The organism is Streptomyces sp. R28 (assembly GCF_041052385.1).
In the GTDB taxonomy this organism is placed as follows: domain Bacteria; phylum Actinomycetota; class Actinomycetes; order Streptomycetales; family Streptomycetaceae; genus Streptomyces.
Window position 1 is genome coordinate 7,972,675 of the sequence record NZ_CP163439.1, and the last position, 23,955, is coordinate 7,996,629.

The 23,955-nt window shown below is 72.7% G+C and carries 9 protein-coding genes and 2 pseudogenes; 9 read left to right on the forward strand and 2 right to left on the reverse strand.

What is annotated here, in order from left to right; genetic code table 11:
* Positions 1-345: 345 nt before the first annotated feature.
* The 3 genes and pseudogenes from AB5J49_RS35590 to AB5J49_RS35600 all read left to right on the forward strand — a co-directional run bounded on the left by AB5J49_RS35590 (position 346) and on the right by AB5J49_RS35600 (position 2,475).
* Complete coding sequence (locus AB5J49_RS35590; RefSeq protein ID WP_369172959.1) at positions 346-660, forward strand: hypothetical protein; 315 nt, start codon at positions 346-348, stop codon at positions 658-660.
* Positions 661-870: 210 nt separating this feature from the next.
* The gene (locus AB5J49_RS35595; RefSeq protein ID WP_369172960.1) at positions 871-1,572 is read left to right on the forward strand and encodes an SDR family oxidoreductase; all 702 of its coding nucleotides are present in this window, start codon (positions 871-873) and stop codon (positions 1,570-1,572) included.
* Between the two features lie 25 nt (positions 1,573-1,597).
* Positions 1,598-2,475, forward strand: a pseudogene (locus AB5J49_RS35600) (alpha/beta fold hydrolase).
* Between the two features lie 22 nt (positions 2,476-2,497).
* On the opposite strand, the gene AB5J49_RS35605 reads toward AB5J49_RS35600, so the two are convergent.
* Together AB5J49_RS35605 and AB5J49_RS35610 are read right to left on the reverse strand one after the other, a co-directional pair.
* The gene (locus AB5J49_RS35605) at positions 2,498-2,662 is read right to left on the reverse strand and encodes a hypothetical protein (protein WP_369175505.1); all 165 of its coding nucleotides are present in this window, start codon (positions 2,660-2,662) and stop codon (positions 2,498-2,500) included.
* Positions 2,610-2,897, reverse strand: a pseudogene (locus AB5J49_RS35610) (molybdopterin cofactor-binding domain-containing protein); the annotation flags it as partial. The pseudogene AB5J49_RS35610 and the gene AB5J49_RS35605, both read right to left, overlap by 53 nt.
* 365 nt (positions 2,898-3,262) lie before the next feature.
* On the opposite strand from AB5J49_RS35610, the gene AB5J49_RS35615 reads away from it, so the two are divergent.
* From AB5J49_RS35615 to AB5J49_RS35640, 6 genes are all read left to right on the forward strand, one after another.
* Positions 3,263-4,216, forward strand: a complete 954-nt coding sequence (locus AB5J49_RS35615) for a Ppx/GppA phosphatase family protein (RefSeq protein ID WP_369172961.1) — start codon at positions 3,263-3,265, stop codon at positions 4,214-4,216.
* A gap of 405 nt (positions 4,217-4,621) precedes the next feature.
* Positions 4,622-5,788 carry a DegT/DnrJ/EryC1/StrS family aminotransferase gene (locus AB5J49_RS35620; RefSeq protein ID WP_369172962.1) on the forward strand — a complete coding sequence of 389 codons (1,167 nt, stop codon included), beginning with the start codon at positions 4,622-4,624 and terminating at the stop codon, positions 5,786-5,788.
* Entirely contained in the window at positions 5,785-7,617 is a 1,833-nt protein-coding gene (locus tag AB5J49_RS35625) for an HAD-IA family hydrolase (protein ID WP_369172963.1), read from the forward strand. The genes AB5J49_RS35620 and AB5J49_RS35625 overlap by 4 nt, the downstream gene beginning before the upstream one ends.
* 384 nt (positions 7,618-8,001) lie before the next feature.
* The gene (locus tag AB5J49_RS35630) at positions 8,002-21,342 is read left to right on the forward strand and encodes a type I polyketide synthase (RefSeq protein ID WP_369172964.1); all 13,341 of its coding nucleotides are present in this window, start codon (positions 8,002-8,004) and stop codon (positions 21,340-21,342) included.
* 44 nt (positions 21,343-21,386) lie between these two features.
* A complete protein-coding gene (locus AB5J49_RS35635; protein ID WP_369172965.1) occupies positions 21,387-22,994 on the forward strand; it encodes a bifunctional 3-(3-hydroxy-phenyl)propionate/3-hydroxycinnamic acid hydroxylase in 1,608 nt (535 codons plus the stop codon).
* A gap of 42 nt (positions 22,995-23,036) precedes the next feature.
* Positions 23,037-23,930, forward strand: coding sequence for a cyclopropane-fatty-acyl-phospholipid synthase family protein (locus tag AB5J49_RS35640; protein WP_369172966.1), 894 nt, complete (start codon positions 23,037-23,039; stop codon positions 23,928-23,930).
* Positions 23,931-23,955 lie beyond the last annotated feature (25 nt).

Below are 23,955 nucleotides of genomic sequence, written 5' to 3' on the forward strand. Positions count from 1 at the left end.
GGTCATGGGCTTCACGTCGATGGGAAACCGATCTGTTTCCACCTGGGAAAACAGATCGGTTTCCTCGGTGCGAGTGAACGGGTCGCTTCTGGCCCGGGAGTGACCCGACATGGGCGAAGCCCGCGTAGGTCGATGGCGCTGGCTCGGCAGGTGACTGGTTGCTCGGCGTCGTGGCACGGCTGTTCTGCCGACGGGGCATCCGTGTCGGCGTCGACACCTGGTGCCGCACCGCACCGCACCGCCGAGACCGCAGGGCGCCCGGGCGTACTTGGTCGGTGGGTCGGCGGTCTACGGCGACACCCTGGACGGGCTCGGCTCGGCGCTGCTGCCGCAGGAGGGCCGTCTGTGCAACCTGTGTTCCTGGGGTCCCGGATGCGGGATCAGTGCGACAAGCACGGCGACGGCATGGAAGTCGCGGCGATCGGGATGAGCGATGTGCTGACCGTCGAGCTCTTCGGTGTCGGCATGGTGTTCGCGGTCCTGGTGGACGTGCTGGTGGTGCGCATCCTGCTGGAAACGGCCGTCATGAGACTGCTGGGAAGAGCGGCCTGGTGGGCTCCGAGCCCACCCGCCCGCTTCTACGGCCGGTTCGGCATCAAGGAATCCGGCATGCCGGCCGACGACCCCGCCGCCAGGCCGGTACCCGTCGCCGTGGACTGAGTCCTGCGAGCGGGGTGCCGGTGATCCGTCGGTACCCCGCCGGGACTCACTTCGCCGGCTGGTCCCCCCCGCCCGCATAGCTCGTCATCCCGGGGGTCCACGGGTACGGAACGCCCCGGTGAAGCCGGGGGCCCTGCCGGGCTTGCGCTTAGAAACCGATCGGTTTACCTTTGTGGAAACCGATCAGTTTCTCATTCTGTGGAGAGAGTCATGACTGCTTTGAAGGGCGCAAACGTCTTCGTCACCGGCGGCAGCCGGGGCATCGGCAAGGCGCTGGTGGAGGAGCTGTACGCGCGCGGTGCCGGCAAGGTCTACGCCACGGCCCGCGACCCGCGCTCCGTCACGCACCCGGACGCCATCCCGGTGGCGCTGGAGGTCACCGACCCGGCCTCCGTGGCGGCGGCCGCCGGGCAGGCGGAAGACGTCACCGTGCTGATCAACAACGCCGGTGCGTCGGTCGGCGCGTCCTTCCTCGACTCCCCGGTCGACGACGTACGCCGGGAGTTCGAGACCAACTTCTACGGCCCGCTGCTGGTCGCCCGTGCCTTCGTACCGGTCATCGAGCGCAACGGTGGCGGCCACCTCCTCAACGTGCACTCCGTGCTCTCATGGATCGCGCTCGGCGGCTCCTACAGCGCCTCCAAGGCCGCCCTGTGGTCGCAGACCAACTCCCTGCGCCTGGAACTCCAGCCGCGCGGCATCGCCGTCACCGGACTGCACGTCGGCTACGTCGACACGGACCTCGCGGCCGGCGTCGAGGCGCCCAAGTCCGACCCGCGTGACGTCGCCGCACTCGCCCTCGACGGCATCGAGACCGGCGCGTACGAAGTGCTCGCCGACGACATCTCGCGGCAGGTCAAGGCCGGCCTGGCCGGCGACCTGGCGGGGCTGTACCCCCAGTTGGTCAAGTAACCACCCCGTACGAGGAGTCGGCGAGATGTCCGTCCACGAGTCACGTCCCACGATTCACGTTCAAGGGACCACCAGCCACACCATCGCCCCGCGAGCGGGATCCGACGGCCGCGAGGGAACCCTGCGCTACCTCAAGGCGGGCACCGGCGCCCCCCTGGTCCTGCTGCACACCGTGCGCACCCAGGCCGAGCACTTCCGCCACCTCATCCCGCTGATCGCGGACCGGTACACCGTCCACGCCCTCGACCTGCCGGGGATGGGCTACTCCGAGATCGTGCCCGGGGTGTCGTACGACGAGCCGGCCATGCGCGCGGGCGTCGAGCGGCTCCTGACCGAACTCGACCTGCACGACGTGACGTTGGTGGGGGAGTCCATGGGGGCGGTGCTCGCCCTGACCACCGCGGCCGATCTCCCGGAGCGGGTCCGGCGCGTCGTCGCGGTCAACACCTACGACTTCCGCGGTGGAATCGCCCGGTCCAGCCTCCTCGCCCGCGTGGTGGTCAGCGGTGTGCTCGCCCCGGTGGTGGGCCCGGTGATCGCCGGGGTGGAGCCCAGGCCCGCCCTCAGCAAGATCCTGCAGGGCGGACTCGCCGACAAGAGCGCGCTGCGGGAGGACTACGTGGACGAGCTCCTCCAGGTGGGCGGCGCCCCGGCTACCCGACCGTCGCCCGGGGCGTGTACCAGGCCCTGCCCAGCCTCATCGCCGCCCGCTCGCGCTACCCCGAGGTCAAGGCCCCCGTCCACCTCGTCTACGGCGAGAAGGACTGGTCCCGGCCCTCCGACCGGGAGGCCAACAAGCAACTGCTTGCGGCCGCCGACTTCACGCAGGTCCCCAAGGCAGGCCACTTCATCGCCCTGGAACGGCCCGACGTGCTGGCCGATCTGTTGAACGCGGTGGCCTGAGGGTGTGGGCGCGCGGCACCGGTCAGGGGAGCCAGTCGACCACCACCACCTCGTCGGCGTGCGGGGAGCGGGTCTGGGTGGCGAAGCCGGGCCGGGCGTCGCACACGGTGACGTGAGAGCCGAGGAAGCGGCCGGCTCTTGTACGTCTCCCCGCGCGTCGGCGTGCCCTGCCCGTGCGGTCGGCCATTGCGCACGACCACGTCGTCCGTGTTCACCCTGTACAGCGGCGACTCCTCCTCCTCGACGACCAGCTTGATCGCCTGCTGCCGCACCTTGTTGCAGGCGTCGACGACGGCCGAGCCGACGCCGGCCATGGTCGCCGAGCCGCCGTGCGGCGACGTCGGCGGAGACAGGGAGTCGCCGAGCCGGAAGGGCACCGTGCGCATGGTCGGCCCCAGCGCGTCCGCGGCGACCTGCGTTCGCTCAACCGATCGACGCCACCGCGGGAAACTGGGCGACCGCTCGCCTCGACAGGGCGGCTGATCACGCGGGAAGTCTTGCACCGCGGTCGCTACTCATGGCAGGGAGAGTTTTGTCCCCCCTTGCTTCTCCTTGGGTGGAGAAGGTCAAGGGCTGGCTCTGACGGGCTGCTCGGTTCGTGCCTGGTCCTCATTTCGGAGCGCATGTATCTCCACATCCGGCCCCCGTGGACGGGGCGGAGGCCGCACGGGGGGTGACGATATGCTTACCTGCTGGCCCGGAATCCCCGGCGTGCCGTCGTCGAGGGGTGTCGGAGGATGGGAGAAGGAGCCGGTTGGGAGCGCGTGGGCCAAGGGGAGGCGATGGGATGCGGCAGGCAGGTGTGCTCGATGTCGGGTGTCACAGCGCTCTGCTGACGGTGGTGCGGCGGCGACCGGGTACGGTGCTGGAGCCGGTGTTCTCCCGCAAGGTTCGGCTGAGTCTGCACGAGACCCTCGACCGCAAGGGGCGTCTGGACAAGGTCGGCATGAAGAGTGTCGAGCGGGCTGTGGCCGAGGCCGTCGCCGCCGGTCCGCCTCTGCCCGGACCGGAAGTGTTCGCGTTCGCGACCTCCGTCATCCGGGACGCGCCCAACCGTGACGAGATCATCGCGCGAGTGGCACGCACTACCGGCACCCGCCTGCGCGTGCTCACCGGCGAGGAGGAGGCGCGGTTGGCCTACGTGGCCGCCCGCCAGTGGGCCGGCCCGACGGCTCGGCGGTTGCTGGTCCTGGACATCGGCGGCGGCACCGTGGAGATCGCCTCCGGCACCGGAGACCAACCCCGCGTCGTCCACTCGCTGCCGCTGGGCGCCCGCAGGATCACCCGGGACTGGCTTCCCGGCGGCACAGTTCCGTCCCGACGTTGCCTGGCAGAGATCCTGCGGCACCTCCGCCGGTCCCTGGAAGCAGTCCCCGACCTGCCGCAGGCCGAGCCGGACGGGCGGGTGCTGGCCTCTTCCAAGACCTTCGAACAGCTCGCCCGGCTCGCCGCCGCCCAGAGCAGGACACCGCGCACAAGACGGCGGCTGACGCTGCCTCAACTGCACACGGCAGTCTCCCTGCTGGCCGACGCGGCACCGTCCCGACGTGCCAAGCTGCCGGGCATCTCCCGACACCGCGCCGAGCAGTCCCTGGCCGGAGCCTTGATCGCCCAGGCCCTCATGGAAGCCTGCGGGGCCAAGAGCGTCGAGATCTGCCCCTGGTCCACCCGGGAAGGGCTACTGCTCGAAAGCCTCGGCGTGGCTCCCACCCCCGCCGGCCGCCACCGCCCCGTCGGCTGAGCCCGGCGGACCTGGTCTCCCGAAGGCTTTCCCAGGTTCGGCATGCACCTCGTGATTTGAGGGCCTTGCAGGTTCGCGCCCGCGCTGAGGGCCACGAGGAAACGGCCCGGACCACGAGGGGGACCGGGCCGTTCGACGGGGCGCCGAAGCGCGCCGGGGGAAGCGCGCAGCGGCGACTCAAGTGAAATGCTAGGGCGGTTCTCATGGATGAGAACCCCTATGAAATACGGTGCGCCCCCTGTCTTCCGAATACAGAACAGGGGGCCGTTTTGGGAAGTGCGGTCGATTTTCGCCGCGACCTTTCAACAAGGGGGGACTAGGGGGTCATTGAGGGGGGTGGGCGTTTCTCTTCCTGCGGTAGCTTCGGGCTCAAGTGGACTGAATCCGTGAGGAAGTGTGGAGATCATGACCGGTCGTTCGCCGCAGACTTTTGAATTTCCCACCTGGCCCCAGTTCGACGACACCGAGCGGACGGGCCTGCAGCGTGCGCTGGAACAGGGCCAGTGGTGGCGGATGGGAGGGAGCGAGGTCGATTCCTTCGAGCGGGAGTTCGCCGAGTATCACGGCGCTCCGTACGCGCTCGCGGTGACCAACGGGACGCACGCCCTGGAGGTCGCGCTGCAGGTGCTCGGAGCCGGCCCGGGGACCGAAGTCATCGTCCCCGCCTTCACCTTCATCTCGTCATCGCAGGCGGCACAGCGGCTGGGGGCCATCGCTGTCCCCGTCGACGTCGACCTGCACACCTACTGCCTCGACCCGGCCGCCGTCGCGGCGGCCATCACCCCGCGGACCCGGGCCATCATGCCCGTGCACATGGCAGGGCACTTCGCCGACATGGACGCCCTGCAGAAGCTGTCGGCCGACTCCGGAGTGCCGCTGATCCAGGACGCCGCGCATGCCCACGGTGCGCAGTGGCGTGGCCAGAAGGTCGGCGAACTGGGCTCCATCGCCGCCTTCAGCTTCCAGAACGGCAAGCTGATGACCGCGGGCGAGGGCGGCGCGGTGCTCTTCCCCGACGCCGAGCAGTACGACGCCGCGTTCCTGCGGCACAGCTGCGGGCGGCCGCGTACGGACCGGAAGTACTTCCACGGCACGTCCGGGTCGAACTTCCGCCTGAACGAGTTCTCGGCCTCGGTCCTCCGCGCCCAGCTGGGGCGCCTGGGCGGCCAGATCGACACGCGCGAGCAGCGGTGGCCGCTGCTCGCCAGCCTTCTCGCCGAGATACCGGGCGTCGTGCCGCAGTCCAGGGACGAGCGCAACGACCGCAACCCGCACTACATGGCCATGTTCAGGGTCCCCGAGCTCGGTGAGGAGCGACGCAATGCCCTCGTGGACGCCCTGATCGAGCGGGGCCTGCCGGCCTTTGTCGGCTTTCGTGCCGTCTACCGCAGCGACGGGTTCTGGGAGACCTGCGCCCCGGATCTCTCGCTGGACGAGCTGGCCCGCCGGTGCCCGAACTCCGAGGCGCTGACGCGGGATTCCATCTGGCTGCACCACCGCACTCTGCTCGGCACCGAACAGCAGATGCACGACATCGCGTCCGTGATCGCCGAGACCCTGGCCACGGCATGAGCAAGCGGCCGACCAGTGGGCCGACGGGCGGGGGGCCCGTGCGCACGGTGGTGGTCGGTCTCGGCTGGGCCGGCCGGTCGATCTGGCTGCCGCGGCTCCTCGGGCACCCGTCCTTCGAGGTCACCGCCGTCGTGGACCCGGCAGTCGAGGGCCCCGTGCACCAAGGGGTCCCGTTGTACGCGGACATCGTGGAGATCGCCCCCGACTCCGTGGACCTCGCGGTCGTCGCGGTGCCGAACCATCTGCATGCCGAGATCGCCGAGAGGCTGCTGGCCAAGGGCATATCCGTCTTCGTGGAGAAGCCGGTGTGTCTCACCTCCGACGAGGCGGACCGGCTGGCCGCCGCCGAACGTGAGGGTGGTGCCGTCCTGCTGGCAGGCAGCGCGGCCCGCTTCCGTGCCGACATCGGCGCACTGTTCGAACAGGCCCGCTCCGTGGGGCGCATCCGCCACATCGACGCGTCCTGGGTCAGGGCGCGCGGAGTTCCGGACGCCGGCGGCTGGTTCACCCAGGCGCAGCTCTCGGGCGGCGGCGCGCTGGTGGACCTAGGGTGGCACCTGCTCGACACCGTCGCACCCCTGCTCGATTCCACCGAGGTCGAGCAGGTCGCCGGCATGGTCTCCAGCGACTTCGTCAACAGTGGCTCCGCGCGGGCCCGTTGGCGGAACGACGAGGCACCCGTCGGCGCACCGGCACTCGCAGCGGCCGCCGACGTCGAGGACACCGTGCGCGGATTCCTGGTCACGGAGGACGGCGTCTCCGTCTCGCTGCGTGCGAGCTGGGCCTCGCACGAGCCGCGCGACGTCACGCTCATCCATGTGGAGGGCAGCGCGGGCACCACGACGCTGCGCTGCACCTTCGGGTTCAGCCCGAACCGTCACGGCGGATCGGTCCTCACGCATACCCGTGACGGGGAGAGCACCGAGGTGCCCGTCGCGCAGGATCCGATCGGCGCCGAGTACGACCGGCAACTCGACGCGCTCCCGGCCGAGCTGGCCGATCCGGACAGCAGAGGCCGGGCCGTCGCTGAAGCCCGCAGGACCATCGGGGTCATCGAGCGTCTCTACGCTTCGGCCCGCGGACGCGCCGCCCAGCGGCACGCCACGACGAGGGAGTACGACATGGACCCGCGCATCACCGGCCTCACCCAGGACGCGCCGGCTGCGACCACCGCCCCCTTCGCGCCCCCCAAGAGCGTCGTGGTCTTCGACCTCGACGGTGTCATCGTGGACAGCACAGAGGTGATGCGCAAGGCGTTCTCGATCGCGTACGCGGAGGTGGTGGGCGACGGTCCCGCGCCGTTCGAGGAGTACAACCGTCACCTGGGGCGCTACTTCCCCGACATCATGCGGATCATGGATCTCCCGCTGGAGATGGAGGAGCCCTTCGTCCGGGAGAGCTACCGCATGGCCCACCTGGTCCCGATGTTCGACGGCGTGCCGGAGATGCTGCACACCCTGCGCGAGCGGGGCTTCCGGCTCGCCGTGGCCACCGGCAAGAGCGGCCCCCGGGCCCGTTCGCTGCTCGAACAGCTCGGCGTCCTCGACCTGTTCGAGCACGTCATCGGCTCCGACGAGATCGCCCGCCCCAAGCCCGCACCGGACATCGTGCTGCACGCCCTCGACCTGCTCGGTGCCGAGGCGCACAGCGCGGTGATGGTCGGGGACGCGGTGACCGACCTGGCCAGCGCCCGTGGCGCCGACGTGACGGCCATCGCTGCCCTGTGGGGTGAGGGCGACACCGCCGCCCTGCTGGCCGCCGGACCTGACGCCGTGCTGCGCGAGCCCGGCGATCTGCTGGCTCTGTGCCCGGCGGTCGTCGTCGACTGACGCGACGAAGGGAGCGGGGCCTCCCGTTCCCGTCGGCCGTGCTGCACCACACCGCACCGACACCAGGGCCCGCCCGTCCACGACGGCCGGGCCCTCGGAATGTTCACGCACGCATAATGCGGCAGCATTCCGGAATGCGTTTCCCGCGGCGTTCCGAATGCGCGGAGAAAAGGGAATGCACCGTGCGGAGAAGTGCTTCCCGCCGCGGCTCGGAGAACTCCATCGGCGCGGTGCGACAGAAGCATAGGGATGACCTAGGGGGAGGACAGGGGTACAGAACAACGCGCTGTGCCGCGACACTGATCGACGACCGCCCCTGTGCCGTGAGTCGGCGGCGGATATGGGCCGCGCGAGGTATCCCGCTCAACCGACGGATGTGGTGACATGCTGCGTACTGAACTGATCCGGCCGCTGCCCGAACTCCTGCGGGCACACGCCGATCGGTTCGGGGGCAAGGTCGCCTTCCGGGACGCCCGCCGGAGTGTGACCTACGCCGAGCTGGAACGGCGCACCGGACGGCTCGCGGGCCACCTCGCCGGACTGCGGCTGCAGCCCGGGGACCGCGCGGCCATCTACCTCGGCAACTGCGTGGAGATGGTGGAGAGTTACCTCGCCATCACTCGCGCCAGCGCGATCGGCTCGCCGTTCAACCCCCGCGCCACCGACGCCGAGCTCGCCCATCTCCTCGATGACAGCGGTGCCCGCGTCATCATCACGGACGCCGCCCACCTCCCGCAGCTCGCCCGTGTCCTGGAGGACCGCGGCGACCTGCGCGTCGTCGTCATCGGCGGCCGCGGCGTACCGGACGACGCCCCCGCAGGAACCCTCGCCTTCGAGGCACTGGCCACCAACGAACCCGCCACCGGCCCGCGGGACGACCTCGGACTCGACGACCTGGCCTGGATGCTCTACACCTCGGGCACGACCGGCCGGCCCAAGGGTGTGCTGTCCACACAGCGCAACTGCCTTTGGTCCGTGGCCGCCTGCTATGCCCCGGTCCCCGGACTGTCCGCCGACGACCGCGTGCTGTGGCCGCTGCCGCTCTTCCACAGCCTGTCCCACATCGCCTGCGTACTGGGCGTCACGGCGGTCGGTGCGAGCGCCAGGATCGTCGACGGGTTCGAGGCCGAAGAGGTCCTCGACGCGATCCGGGAGGACTCCGCCACCTTCCTCGCCGGAGTGCCCACCATGTACCACTACTTGGTCCGGGCCGCCCGCAAACAGGGCTTCACCGCACCCGAGCTGCGTATGTGCCTGGTCGGCGGTGCGATCACCACGGCGGAGCTGCGCCGTTCGTTCGAGGAGGCCTTCGGCGCCCCGCTGCTCGACGCGTACGGCAGCACGGAGACCTGCGGCTCGATCACGATCAACTGGCCCAGCGGCGCCCGCGTCGAGGGCTCCTGCGGCCTGCCCGTACCCGGCCTCGGAGTGCGCCTGGTGGACCCGGAGACGGGTCGGGACGTGGGCAGCGGGACCGAGGGCGAGGTCTGGGTGAGCGGCCCCAGCGTGATGGCCGGGTACCACAACCAGCCCGAGGCCACCGCCCAGGCGATCCAGGACGGCTGGTACCGCACCGGTGACCTGGCCCGCCGCGACGCCGCCGGGTACTTCACGGTGACCGGCCGCATCAAGGAGCTGATCATCCGGGGCGGCGAGAACATCCACCCCGGCGAGGTCGAGGCGGTGCTGCGGCGGGTGCCGGGCGTGGCCGACGTCGCCGTCGTCGGCAAACTGCACGAGACGCTCGGCGAGGTGCCGGTGGCCTGCATCGTGCCCGGCCCCGAAGGGATCGACCCGCAGGCCCTGTTCGCCGCCTGCCGGGAGCAGCTGTCGTACTTCAAGGTGCCCGAGGAGCTCTACGAGATCGCCGAGGTGCCGCGCACCGCATCCGGCAAGATCACCCGGCATGTCCTGCTCGAACAGCCGGCCAGGCTGCGCGCGTCCGGTACCAGCCACTACGAGTCGCTGTTCCGCCTCGACTGGATCCCGCTGCCCTCCGTCCCGCCGCCGGCCGTGCCCGTCGGCCGCTGGGCGCTGGTCGGCCGGGACACCGGGCACCTCACGGCCGAACTCCTCTCCCGCGGCCTGGAGGTGACCACGTACCCCGACGCGACGGCCCTGCGTACCGCGGTGACGGGCGGGGCACCCGCCCCGGACGTCACCGTGCTCGCCGCGGCGCGGGACGCCGGGGACGACGGAGTGCGGCGGCACGCCCATGACGTCGATGACTGGCTCCGCGACGAACGGTTCGCCGACGGCAGGCTGCTTCTGACGACCCGCCGGGCAGTGGCCGCCGCGCCCGACGAGGACATCGCCGACCTCTGGCAGAGCGCCCTGTGGGGCCATGCGCGCTGCCTCCAGACGGAACACCCCGGCCGTCTCGTTCTGGCCGACCTGGACGGTGCCGACGACCGGACGGCCGCCGCGCTGCCGCTCGCCCTCTCCCACGACGAGCCGCAGTTCGCAGTGCGCTCCGGCGTCGTCCTGCTGCCCCGGCTCGCCCGCGCGGCGACCCTCGCGGCGGGCGAGCGCGAACCGTCCCTCGACCCCCGGGGCACCGTGCTGATCAGCGAGGCCGACGGCGCGGCCGCCGCCGAGGCCGGCCGCCACCTGGTCATCGGCCACGGCGTACGCCATGTGCTGCTGGTCAGCAGGGGAGGGGAGGCGGACAGTGCCGCCGCCGACCTCAAGGCCCAGCTGACCCGGGCCGGCGCCCGGGTCACCCTGGAGGCCTGCGACCTCACCGACCGCGCCGCCCTCGCGGACGTACTGGCACGCAACAAGCGGCCCCTCACCGCGGTGTTCCACACCTGGGGCCGCCAGGAACCGGGGGCCACCGGCTTTCTGCGCTCCGCCGCGGCCGGTGCCCTCAACCTGCACGAGCTGTCCGTCGGCGACCACCCCGCCGCCTTCGTGCTCCTCTCCTCGGCGGCCGGGCTGCTCGGAGCAGCGGGGCAGGCCGAACACGGCGCAGCGGCCGCCTACTTCGACGCCCTGGCGCAGCACCGCCGCGCAGTCGGCCACCCGGCGCTCTCCCTGGCGTGGGGCCCCGGCGACGGACTCGGCGCCGACGGGGCCCCGGCGACCGGCGCGGGCGTCGGCAGGCTCTCCGCGCACGACTGCCGGGCCATGCTCGACGCGGCCATGACCGCCGACCACGCCGTGCTGGTGGCGCTGCGCACGGTACCCGAGGCGCTGCGCGCCGACGAGATCCCCGCGCTGCTCCGCGACGTCATCGAGGTGACCGAGCGCTCGGCCCCCCGCAGCAGCGCCGACGGCGCCGCCCTGCGCCAGGAGCTCACCGCCCTGCCGGCGGCCGAACGCGACCGCGTGCTCCTCGACCTCGTGCGTACCCACGCCGCGCAGGTGCTCGACCTGCCCGGCGGTCAGTCCATCGGCGCCGACCGGGCGTTCAAGGAGCACGGCTGCACCTCCGTGGGCGCCGTCCAGCTGCGCGGCAGGCTGTCCGAGGCGACCGGCCTGCGCCTGGCGGCCACCATTGCCTTCGACCACCCCACCCCGGCCGCGCTCGCCCGCCATCTGCGCGACGTCCTCCTGGACGACACCGCCGTACCGGCCCCCGTCCCGGTGCTCACGGCGGCGGCCGACGACGACCCGGTCGCCATCGTGGCCATGGGCTGCCGGCTGCCGGGCGGCGTCACCTCTCCCGAACAGCTGTGGCAGCTCGTGGAGCAGGGACTGGACGGCGTCACCGAGTTCCCCGCCGACCGCGGCTGGGACATCGCGTCCCTCTACGACCCCGACCCGGACCGGCAGGGCACGACCTACGTTCGTGAGGGCGGATTCCTCCACGACGCGGGCGACTTCGACGCCGCCTTCTTCGGGATCTCGCCGCGTGAGGCGCTCGCCATGGACCCGCAGCAGCGGCTGCTCCTGGAGACCTCGTGGGAGGTCTTCGAGCGGGCCGGCATCGATCCGACGTCGCTGCGCGGCCGGCACGTCGGCGTTTTCTCCGGCCTGATGCACCACGACTACGGAACCAGCGCCGAGCACGCCCCGCAGGGCACCGAGGGCTACCTCGGGATCGGCACCGCGGGCAGTGTCGTGTCCGGCCGTGTCGCCTACACCCTGGGCCTCGAAGGCCCCGCGATCACCGTCGACACCGCGTGCTCCTCCTCGCTGGTGGCCCTGCACCTGGCGGCGCAGGCGCTGCGCTCGGGCGAGTGCACCATGGCACTGGCCGGCGGCGCGGCGGTCATGGCCGAGCCCGGCTCGTTCGTCGAGTTCTCCCGGCAGCGCGCGCTCGCCCCGGACAGCAGGTGCAAGGCGTTCGCCGAGGCCGCGGACGGCACCTCCTGGTCCGAGGGCGTCGGCGTGCTGCTCCTGGAACGGCTGTCGGACGCACGGCGCAACGGCCACCCGGTCCTCGCCGTCGTACGCGGTACGGCCATCAACCAGGACGGCGCCAGCAACGGCCTGACCGCGCCCAGCGGACCTGCCCAACAGCGCGTGATCCGACAGGCGTTGGCCCAGGCGCGGCTCACGTCCGACCAGGTCGACGCCGTCGAGGCGCACGGCACGGGCACCACCCTGGGCGACCCCATCGAGGCCCAGGCGCTCCTCGCCACCTACGGCCAGGGCCGGCCCGCGGACCGTCCGCTGTGGCTCGGATCGCTGAAGTCCAACATCGGGCACACTCAGGCCGCCGCGGGCGTGGCAGGCGTGATCAAGATGGTGCAGGCGATGCGGCACGGCGTGCTGCCGCAGACCCTGCACGTCGACGAGCCCTCCTCGTACGTCGACTGGACGGCGGGCGCCGTCGAACTGCTCACCGAGGCGCGCGCCTGGCCGGAGACGGGACGGCCCCGCAGGGCCGCCGTCTCGTCCTTCGGAGTGAGCGGCACCAACGCCCACGTCATCCTCGAGCACGTCCCCGCGCCGGCCCCGGACGGCGAGAGCGACAGCGAGCGGGCGGGCGGCGAAGGCCCTCTGCCGCTGCTGGTGTCCGCGCGTGGACACCAGGCACTCCAGGCACAGGCGGCCCGCCTCGACGCCCATCTGACGGCCCGGCCTGAGCAGGAACTCGCCGATGTGGCCCAGGCGTTGGCGAGCTCCCGCGCCGCCCTGGAGCAGCGGGCCGTCGTCGTGGCCGCGGACCGGGAAGAGGCACGGCTCGGCCTCGGCGCCCTGGCCGAGGGCAGTCCCGCGCCGAGCGTGGTCACCGGCAGCGCGGACCTCGACGGCAAGGTGGTGTTCGTCCTGCCGGGCCAGGGCTCCCAGTGGGCCGGCATGGGCGCCGAACTCCTCGATTCCTCACCGGTGTTCGCCCAGGCGATGACGGAGTGCGCCGACGCGCTCGCACCGCACGTCGACTGGTCGCTCCTCGACGTCGTCCGGCAGGTGCCGGGAGCGCCCACGCTCGACCGCTGCGACGTGGTCCAGCCCGCGTCGTTCGCCGTCATGGTCTCCCTCGCCCGGATGTGGCGCTCCCACGGCGTCGAGCCGGACGCGGTCCTCGGCCACTCCCAGGGCGAGATCGCCGCCGCCTGCGTGGCGGGGGCGCTGTCCCTGCCGGACGCGGCACGAGTGGTGGCGCTGCGCAGCAGGGCCATCGCCCAGCACCTGGCGGGCCGCGGCGGCATGATGTCGGTCGCGCTCACACCCGAGGAGGCCGCCCGGCGACTGGCCGCCACCGCGTACGGAGAGCAGATCGCCACGGCCGCGGTCAACGGCCCCTCCTCGGTCGTCCTCGCCGGCGCCCCCGACGCCCTGGACGCCCTTGCCGCCGAACTGGCCGAGGACGGGGTGCGGGCGCGCCGCATCGCCGTGGACTACGCCTCGCACTCGGCGCACGTCGAACAGATCGAGGACGAACTCGCCCGGGTCCTGCGGCCGATCGCCCCGCGCCCCTCGGACATCCCCTTCTACTCCACCGTCGACAACCGCTGGCTGGACACCCGCGAACTCGACGGGCGGTACTGGTACCGCAACCTCCGCCAGACCGTCCGCTTCGAGGACGCCACCCGCGCCCTCCTGGAGCAGGGCTTCGGGTTCTTCCTGGAAGTCAGCTCGCATCCGGTGCTGACCCCCGCGGTCCAGGAGACCGTCGAGCGCACCGGGGCCGACGCACTGGCCGGCGGCACGCTGCGCCGCGACGAGGGCGGCATGCGGCGCTTCCTCACCTCGCTCGCCGACACCTGGGTGCGCGGCCTCCCGGTGCACTGGTCGCCGTCCCCGCGCGGCACCGGCGCATGCCGCGTGGAACTGCCCACCTACGCGTTCCAGCGCCGCCGTTACTGGCTCGAAGCGGCACCCCGATCCGGCGCCACGGCAGCGGCCGATCCCGCCGAAGCGGCGTTCTGGGAAGCCGTCGACAGGGCGGACCCGCAGGCCCTTCCCGCAACCCTGCGGGCGGACGGCCAGGACGCAAGCACCGACCTGAGCGCGGTCGCCGCCGCGCTGCCGGTGCTCTCCGACTGGCGCAGACGGCACCGGGAGCGGTCCGCCGCCGAAGCCTGGCGCTACCGAGTGACCTGGCTGCGGCTGGCCGGCGACACCGCGGGGACACTCACGGGCCGTTGGCTCGCCATCGTCCCCACCAGCGGCGACGACGCCGTCGACGCCGCCCCCGGCGGGCAGGGCGACATGGACACGCTGCTCGACGGACTGGGGGCGCGGGGTGCGCAGTTCGAGCGGATCGACGTGGACCCGCTCCGCGCCGGAGCCGGTGAACTCGCCGACCTCATCCGCGAACTCGCCCCCGACCAGGGTGACTTCGACGGCGTACTGTCCCTGATCGCACTCGACGAACGCGCCGTGCCCGGGGCCCCCGGCCAGACTGCGGGCCTGGCGGGAACGGCCGCGCTGGTGCGGGCCCTCGCCGACACGGGCAGCGGCGCCCCCCTGTGGTCGCTCACCCGGGGCGCCGTCACCACCGGCCCCGGCGGCCCGGCCGGCAGCCCGGCACAGGCCATGGTGTGGGGCCTGGGCAGGGTCGCCGCGCTGGAGCGGCCGCACGTCTGGGGCGGTCTCGTGGACCTGCCGCAGACCCTCGACGAGCGGGCCCTGAGCCGGCTGGCCGGAGCGCTCGGCCGACGCGACGGCGAGGACCAGCTGGCCGTGCGGCCGACCGGGGTCTTCGCACGGCGCCTGATGCCCGCCCCCCTCGGTGACGCGTCCCCCGCCCGCCGATGGGAGCCGCACGGCACCGTTCTGGTCACCGGCGGTACCGGCGGCATCGGTGCCGAGGCGGCACGTTGGCTCGCCGAGGCCGGCGCCGACCACCTGATCCTGACCAGCAGGCGCGGCCCGTACGCGCCGGGCGCCGAGGAACTGGCCGCCGAACTCCGCGCCGGTGGAACGCGCGTGACGGTCGCCGCATGCGAGGCGACCGACCGCGAGACGCTCGCGGAACTCCTGACGAACGCCCCCGGCGAGCATCCCCTCACCGCGGTGGTGCACGCCGCGGGCGTGGGCCAGGACAGCCCCCTCGACGCCACCGACGCCCAGGAGTTCACCCGGGTCCTCGTCGGCAAGGCCGCGGGCGCGGCCCTGCTCGACGAACTCCTCGGCGACACCCCCCTCGACGCCTTCGTCCTCATGTCGTCCGGCGCCGGAGTGTGGGGAGCAGGCCGTCAGGGCGCCTACGCCGCGGCCAACGCCTACCTCGACGCCCTCGCCGAGCGGCGTCGCGCGGCCGGCCGGACCGCGACGGCCGTGGCCTGGGGCTCGTGGGGAGGCGGCATCGGACTCGGCGCAGTGGCGGGCGCCGCCGAACGCCTGAGGCGGCTCGGCCTGCGCGGCATGCCCCCGCGGGCCGCCCTCGCCGCACTGGTGCGCGCCGTCGAGCACGACGACACCTGCGTGGCCGTGGCGGACATGGACTGGGCGCGGTTCCACGCCGCGTTCACCGTGACCCGACCCAGCCCCCTCCTCCAGGACCTGCCCGACGTACGCGGCGCACAGGCCGCGGCGGCGACGCCCGACGGCGACGAACCGCGGCCCGCCACGGGCCTGTCGGCCCGACTCGCCGCGCTGACCGGGCCCGAGCGCGACCGGGCCGTGCTCGACCTGGTCCGCGCCGAAGCCGCCGCTGTGCTCGGCCACACCGGCGCGGACGCCGTCGACGCCACCCGCGCCTTCCGCGACCAGGGCTTCGACTCCATGACCGCCGTCGAACTGCGCAACCGTCTGGCCGCGGCGGCCGGTCTGACACTGCCGTCGACGCTGGTCTTCGACCACCCGACGCCGACGGCCCTCGCGGACCGGCTGCGCGGCCTGCTGCTCGGGACCGGGCCGGAGCAGACGCCCGTGCCGGGTCGGGCCGCCACGGGTCCCGACGACGACCCGATCGTCATCGTCGGCATGAGTGCCAGGCTGCCGGGCGGCGTCGCCTCCCCGGAGGACCTGTGGAAGCTGGTCGACGCCGGCGGCGACGCGGTGGCCGCCTTCCCCGCCGACCGCGGCTGGAACGTCGACGACCTCTACGACCCCGACCCCGCCAAGACCGGCAAGTCGTATGTGCGGCACGGGAGTTTCCTCTACGATGCGGGCGATTTCGACGCCGCCTTCTTCGGGATCTCGCCGCGTGAGGCGCTGGCGATGGACCCCCAGCAGCGGCTGCTCCTGGAGACGGCGTGGGAGGTCCTGGAGCGGGCGGGCATCGACCCGCAGTCCCTGCGCGGCAGCAGGACCGGCGTGTTCGTCGGCGCCATGCACCAGGACTACGGCGCGGGACAGAGCCCCGACCGGCGCGGCGTCGAGGGGTACTTCGTCACCGGCAACGCGGCGAGCGTGCTCTCCGGACGCGTGGCGTACACGTTCGGCCTCGAAGGCCCCGCCGTCACCGTGGACACGGCCTGCTCGTCGTCCCTCGTCTCCCTGCACCTGGCCTGCCAGGCCCTGCGGTCGGGCGAGTGCGACCTGGCCATGGCCGGCGGTGTGACGGTGATGGCGACACCGGACGGATTCGTCGAGTTCTCCCGGCAGCAGGGGCTGTCCACCGACGGCAGGTGCCGTGCCTTCGCCGCCTCGGCCGACGGCACCGGCTGGTCCGAGGGAGCGGGCCTGCTGCTGGTCGAGCGGCTGTCCGACGCCCGCCGCAACGGGCACCCGGTCCTCGCCGTCGTACGCGGTACGGCCATCAACCAGGACGGCGCGAGCAACGGACTGACCGCCCCCAACGGCACATCGCAGCAGCGCGTCATCCGGCAGGCGCTCGTCGACGCCGGGCTGACCGCCGCCGACGTGGACGTGGTGGAGGCACACGGCACCGGCACCACCCTGGGCGACCCCATCGAGGCGCACGCCCTCCTCGCGACCTACGGCCAGGACAGGCCGGCGGACCACCCGCTGTGGCTGGGGTCCCTGAAGTCCAACATCGGGCACACCCAGGCCGCCGCCGGGGTGGCGGGCGTGATCAAGATGGTGATGGCGATGCGGCACGGCGTCCTGCCCCGCACGCTGCACGTCGACGAGCCCTCCCCGCACATCGACTGGACCACCGGCGCCGTCGAACTGCTCACCGAGTCCCGCGACTGGTCCGTCGACGACCGGGCACGGCGGGCCGGAGTGTCGTCGTTCGGCATCAGCGGCACCAACGCCCACGTCATCCTCGAACAGGCCGTTGCCGAGGACGGCCCCCGACCCGCGGCGGACCCGGAGCGCGCCGACGACCCGACCGGATCCCGGCAGCTGCCCGCGGTGCCGTGGCTGCTTTCCGGCCGCACCCCGCAGGCGCTGCGTGCCCAGGCCGAACGCCTCGTGGACTTCGCCGACCGGCCCGAGGCGCCCGACGCCGTCGACATCGCGTACTCCCTCACGTCCCGCTCCGCGCTGGAGCACCGGGCCGTCGTCGTCGCCGACGACAGGGACGGGCTCCTCTCCGGACTGCGGGCCCTTGCGCGCGGCGAGCAGGCCGCGACGCTCACCCAGGGCGCCCCGGCCACCGGGCGCTGCGCGGTGCTCTTCACCGGACAGGGCGCCCAGCGCATCGGCATGGGCCGTGAACTGGACGCCACCCAACCGGTGTTCGCCGAGGCCTTCGACGAGGTGTGCGCGGAGCTGGACCCACGGCTGCCCCGCCCCCTGCGGGACGTGGTCTTCGGGGACGACGCGGCACTCCTGGAGCAGACCGCGATGGCCCAGGCCGCGCTGTTCGCCGTGGAAGTGGCGCTGTACCGGCTCATGGAGTCCTGGGGAGTACGGCCCGACGCCGTCGCCGGACACTCGGTCGGTGAACTGGCCGCCGCGCACGTCAGCGGAGTGCTCTCGCTGACCGACGCCTGCGCCCTGGTCGCCGCGCGCGGCAGACTCATGCAGGCGCTCCCGCACGGCGGCTCCATGGTCGCGGTGGACGCGTCCGAGAACGATGTGCTGCCGCTGCTCGCCGGCCTCGAGAGCCGGGTGAGCGTGGCCGCCGTCAACGGCCCCTCGTCCGTGGTCCTCTCCGGCGACGAGGCCGAGGTTCTGAGACTGGCCGAGGAACTCGCCGCACGCGGTCACGTCACCAAGCGGCTGCACGTCAGCCACGCCTTCCACTCGCCGCTCATGGAGCCGATGCTCGACGACTTCCGCGCCGTCGTGGAACGGCTCACCTTCCGGCCGCCCACCGTTCCCGTCGTCTCCACCAGCACCGGAACGTCCGCGGACGCCGAGACGCTGTGCTCGCCCGGCTACTGGACCGACCAGGTGCGCCAGTCCGTCCGCTTCCACGACGCCGTACGCACCCTCCACGACCAGGGAGTCCGTACGTTCCTCGAACTGGGCCCGGGCGGAGTGCTGACCGCGATGGTCCAGGACTGCCTCGCCGAAGCGGGCGAAGCCGTCGCCGCCGTGCCCACACTGCGGCGCGACCAGAGCGAACCGCGGGCCGTCCTCTCCGCCCTCGCACGGCTGCACGTCCGCGGCGTCCCCGTGGACTGGACCCCGCTGTTCACCGGCAGCGACGCCCGCCGCGTCGACCTGCCCACCTACGCCTTCCAACGCCGCCGCTACTGGCTGGACTCCGTCACGGCGGCGGGTGACGCCGACGCGGCCGGACTCACCTACACGGCACACCCGATGCTGCGCGGACTCGTCACCCTGCCGGACAGCGACGGAGTGCTCTGCACCGGCAGGCTCTCCCTGTCCACCCACGCCTGGCTCGCCGACCACATCGTGGGCGGCGCCGCGCTGGTGCCCGGCACCGCACTCGTCGACGCCGTCGTACGGGCCGGCGACGAAACCGGCTGCCCCCACCTCGACGAACTGGTCATCGCCGCCCCACTCGTCCTGCCCGAACAGGGCGCCGTCCAGCTGCAGATAGCCGTCGCCGCCCCGGACGGCACGGGCCGCCGACCCGTGACCGTCCACTCCCGCCCGGCCGACGCCGCCCCCGACACGCCCTGGACCCGGCACGCGGACGGCCTGCTCGCCCCGGCCACGGCCGACGCCCCGCTCCCCACCGCCGGAGCATGGCCGCCGCCGGCCGCGGAACGTGCCGACGCCGACGGCTTCTACCCGGCCATGCGCGAGGCCGGCTACGCGTACGGACCGCTCTTCCGCGGACTGCACAGCGTCTGGACCCACGGCGACGAGGTGTACGCCGAGGTCGCCCTGCCCGACGAACGGGAAGCCGACGCCCGGGAGTTCGGCCTGCACCCCGGCCTCCTCGACGCCGCCCTGCATGCGGCGAGCTTCGGCGCCCTGTCCGGCATCGGCAAGGACCGGCTGATGTTGCCGTTCGCCTGGAACGGCCTCACCCTGCACGCCTCCGGAGCCACCGCACTGCGCGTCACGCTCGCCCCGGCGGGACCCGACGCCTTCTCCCTGGAGGCCACCGACCCGACGGGGGCTCCGGTCCTCTCGCTCGCCTCGCTGGTGTTCCGGCCGGTCTCCGCCGACCAGCTGCGCGGCCACCAAACCCCGCACGACCTCCTCCACCACCTGACCTGGACCCCGCTGCCCCTGCCCGACCGCACACCGCAGTCCCCGGCCCCGCTGCTCGTCGACCTCACCGACACCACGGCGGCCGAGGGCCCCGAGCGGACCCGCGAACTGTGCGCCCGCGTGCTGCGGGCCGTCCAGGACCACCTGGATGAAGGGGGCGAAGGGGACGAAGGCACGGCCGAACCCGGCACGACCGGCGGCCGGCCCGAAGGACCCGGCGTCCTGATCCTCACCCGCGGCGCCTGCCCGCCCGACGGGGCCGGGACCACCGAGGCCCCCGACCCCGCGATGGCCGCCGTGTGGGGCCTGGTGCGAGCCGCGCAGTCCGAGCACCCGGGCCGCATCGCCGTGGCCGACCTCGACGGACACGAAGCCTCGCGGCAGGCCGCCCTGGCCGCCGTCGCGTCCGGGGAACCGCAACTCGCGATCCGAGAGGGCCGCGCACTCGTGCCCCGGCTGGCCCGTCTGCCCGCCACCGCCCCCGCCCCCGACCAGGGCCGTCCCCTGGACACCGAGGGGACCGTACTGATCACCGGAGGCACCGGCACCCTGGGCGGCCTGGTCGCCCGGCACCTGGCCGCCACACATGGCGTACGCAACCTGCTGCTCGTCAGCAGGACCGGCCTCGCCTCCGAATCCGCCCACGCCCTGCGCGCCGAACTGGCCGAGGAGGGCGCCCAGGTCACCTTCGCCGCCTGCGACGTGGGCGACCGCGACGCCCTGGCCGCCGTCCTCGCCGCGATTCCCGCCCCACACCCGCTGACCGCGGTCGTGCACGCCGCCGGCGTCCTCGACGACGGCGTGCTCGCCTCGCTCAGCCCAGAACGCTTCGACCCCGTGCTGCGCGCCAAGGCGGACGCCGCCTGGCACCTGCACGAACTGACCAGGGACACCGACCTGGCCGCATTCGTCCTGTTCTCCTCCGCGTCCGGCCTCCTCGGCACACCGGGCCAGGCCAACTACGCCGCCGCCAACGCCTTCCTGGACGCCCTGGCACAGCACCGCCAGGCGCTCGGCCTGCCCGCGACCTCCCTCGCCTGGGGGCTGTGGGCACAGGCAAGCGGTATGACACGACAGCTCGGCACCGGCGAACTGCGGCGCGGCGGCCGCGCCGGCATGGACGCACTGAGCAGCGACGAGGGCCTGCGACTCCTCGACGCCGCCCTGCGGTCGGGCCACGCCCAGCTGATGCCCGCCCGACTGAACCTCGCCGCACTCGGCGACACGGCCCCGGCGGACGTCCCGCCCCTGCTGCGCGGCCTGATCCGCACCCCGCGCAGAACCGCACGCGACACCGCGGCAACCGACGGCCCCTCGCTCACCCAGCGCCTGACCGCACTGCCCGACGCCGAACGGGCCGAGGCACTCCTCGATCTGGTGCGCACCGAGGCGGCGATCGCACTCGGCCACGACACCGCCGCGTCGATCGGGGCCGACCAGGCGTTCAGCGGCATCGGCTTCGACTCGCTGACGGCCGTGGACCTGCGCAACCGCCTCACCGCCGCCACCGGCGTGCGGCTGCCCGCCACGCTGATCTTCGACTACCCCACCCCCACCGTCCTCGCGGCCCACCTCGGCGGCAGGCTCGGCACGGTCCCCGCGGCCAGGCCCGCCGTCCTCACCGAACTCGACCGGCTGGAAGAGGCGTTCGCCACGGCGGGCGCGGACGACGAGCTGCACGCGCATGTCGTGGCCCGTCTGGAGGCACTGACCGCCAAGTGGTGGTCCCTGGGCGGCGAAGCCGACGAACTCGGCGCCGAGGACGACGACTTCGACTTCGACTCGGCCACCGACGACGAGATCTTCGATCTCATCGACAACGAACTGGGGTCCTGAACATGGGTCCGGGCCCTTCGCGTGAACGCTCAGGGAGAACAGACGTGGTGAACCCCGATGTGCTGATCGTCGGTTACGGTCCCGTCGGCCAGCTGGCTACGATCCTGCTGGCCCAGCACGGCCACACCGTCACGGTCGTCGAACGCTGGCCGCAGCCGTACAGCATGCCCCGGGCCGTCGCGTACGACGGCGAGGCGGCCCGCATCCTCGCCGCCGCGGGCGTCGCCGACCGCCTGGACGGCATCCGCGAACCCACCGGCGAGTACGTGTGGGAGAACGCCCGCGGCCAGACCCTGATCCACATGGACGTGCCCGGACAGAGCCCCTCGGGCTGGCCCGAGTCGACGTCCATGTACCAGCCCGGACTGGAGGCCGAGCTCGCCGCACGCGGCGCGGAACTCCCCGGCGTCACCGTGCACCGCGGCCAGGTCGCCGTGGAACTGACCGAGCACGAGGACCGGGTCGAGGTCGTCGCCGAGGACGCCGACGGTGCCAGGCACACGTACTCCGCCCGCTGGGTGATCGGCTGCGACGGCGCCAACAGCTTCGTCAGCGGCTGCATCGGCTCCACGGTGACCGACTACTCCTTCGCCCACGACTGGCTGATCTGCGACGTCGTCACGCACGACAAGCGCGAGTACAAGCCCAACAACCTGCAGATCTGCGACCCGGCCCGACCCAGGACGGCCGTCTCGGCAGGCCCCGGGCACCGACGCTGGGAGTTCATGCGCGTGCCCGGCGAGACCGTCGAAGAACTCGGCGACATCGACAACGTCTGGAATGCCCTCGGGCTCTTCGGCCTCAACCCGGACAACGCCACCCTGGAACGGCACGCCGTCTACACCACCCAGGCCCGCTGCGCCGACCAGTGGCGCTCGGGCCGGCTCCTCATCGCGGGCGACGCCGCACACGTCATGCCGCCCTTCGTCGGACAGGGCATGTGCTCGGGCTTCCGCGACGCCATCAACCTCGCCTGGAAGCTCCACCTCGTCCTCGACGGACTGGCCGACGCGCAGCTCCTCGACACGTACACGGTCGAACGCAGCTCCCACGTGCGGCCGGCCATCGAGACGTCGATCGCCCTGGGCGAGGTGATCTGCCAGACCGACCGGGCCGCGGCGGCCGGACGCGACGCCTTCCTGCTGGCCGCCCGGGCCCGCGCCCGCGGCGGCCGCGACCAGGCAGCACCGGGCGGCCCCGCCCTCGCCCAGTCCCTCACCGGCGGACTGCTGCGCACCGGCGTCGGCCACGCACCCCAGCCGGGCGCCGGCAACCTCGTCCCGCAGGCACGGGTGGCACGGGGCGGCAGGACCGGCCTGTTCGACGACGTCGTCGGCACCGGATTCACCCTGCTCTGCACCGAGGATCCGCGGCTCCTCCTCGACCCCGAGGACCTGGCGTTCCTCGACGCCCTGGACACCCATCTGGTGCGGGTGCTGCCCGCGGGCACGGCGCCGGAGAAGGCCGGGGAGCACGACGTCGTCGACCTCGACGACGTCTACCTCCCCTACCTCGCCGGAGCGGCCGCCGGCACCGCGACCGGCATGCTCGTGCGCCCCGACTTCTACCTCTTCGGCACCGCCCACGACCGCGACGACCTGGTCGCGCTCATCGAAGATCTGCGTGGCCGACTCGGGCCCACGCAGCCCTGATCACCCCTCTTGCCACACAGCATGGGAAAGGCAGCTCCGCAGATGTTGGAAGCAGTGAAGCAGTTCGGCAAGCTCGTCCGGATGATCACGACGGGCGACCCCGTCGAACGGACCCGCCGTCTCTACCAGTTCATGCCGCCGAGCTTCGAGTTCGTCGAGCGCACCACGACGTACTGCAACTTCGGCTACTGGAACGACGGCTGCACCAGCCTCGACGAAGCGGCCGAGGTGATGGCCACCAAGCTGGCCGACGCAGCCGGGATACAGAGCGGCGACACCGTCCTCGACCTCGGATTCGGCTACGGCGACCAGGACTTCTCCTGGCTGCGTGAACGCCGGCCCAAGAAGATCCACGGCCTGAACATCACGCCCCACCAGATCGAGCACGCGCGCCGCAGGGCCACCGAGGAAGGAGTGGCGGACCAGCTCGACTTCCAGCAGGGATCCGCCACCGACATCCCCTTCCCCGACAACACCTTCGACCGCGTGGTGGCCCTCGAATCCGCCTTCCACTTCTACCCGCGCAGCGACTTCTTCAAGGAGGCGTTCCGTGTGCTGCGGCCCGGCGGCGTCCTCGCCGTCGCCGACGTCCTGCCCATGCACGACGACGTGGTGCGCAAGGAACTCAAGTCACGCGCCCTGAGCTGGATCCTCCTCAGCTATGACGAGGCCAACTGGTACACCGCCGACACCTACACCAAGCAGCTCGGCGAGGTCGGCTTCGAGCAGGCACGCGTCGACTCCATCCGCGACCGGGTGTGGGAGCAGTACCGCCGGTTCATGGTCAACAGGCTCGCCAGCCCCTCGTACAAGGCCAAGGTCAGCTCCACCAGCTACAAGGGAATGGTCCGCAACTGGAGCGACCAGGACCTGCTGAAGAAGGAACTCGCAGGCATCGACTACGTCATGGCCGTCGCGCACAAGCCGGCGGAGTGACGGGCAGCTACAACCGGCGGTGCAC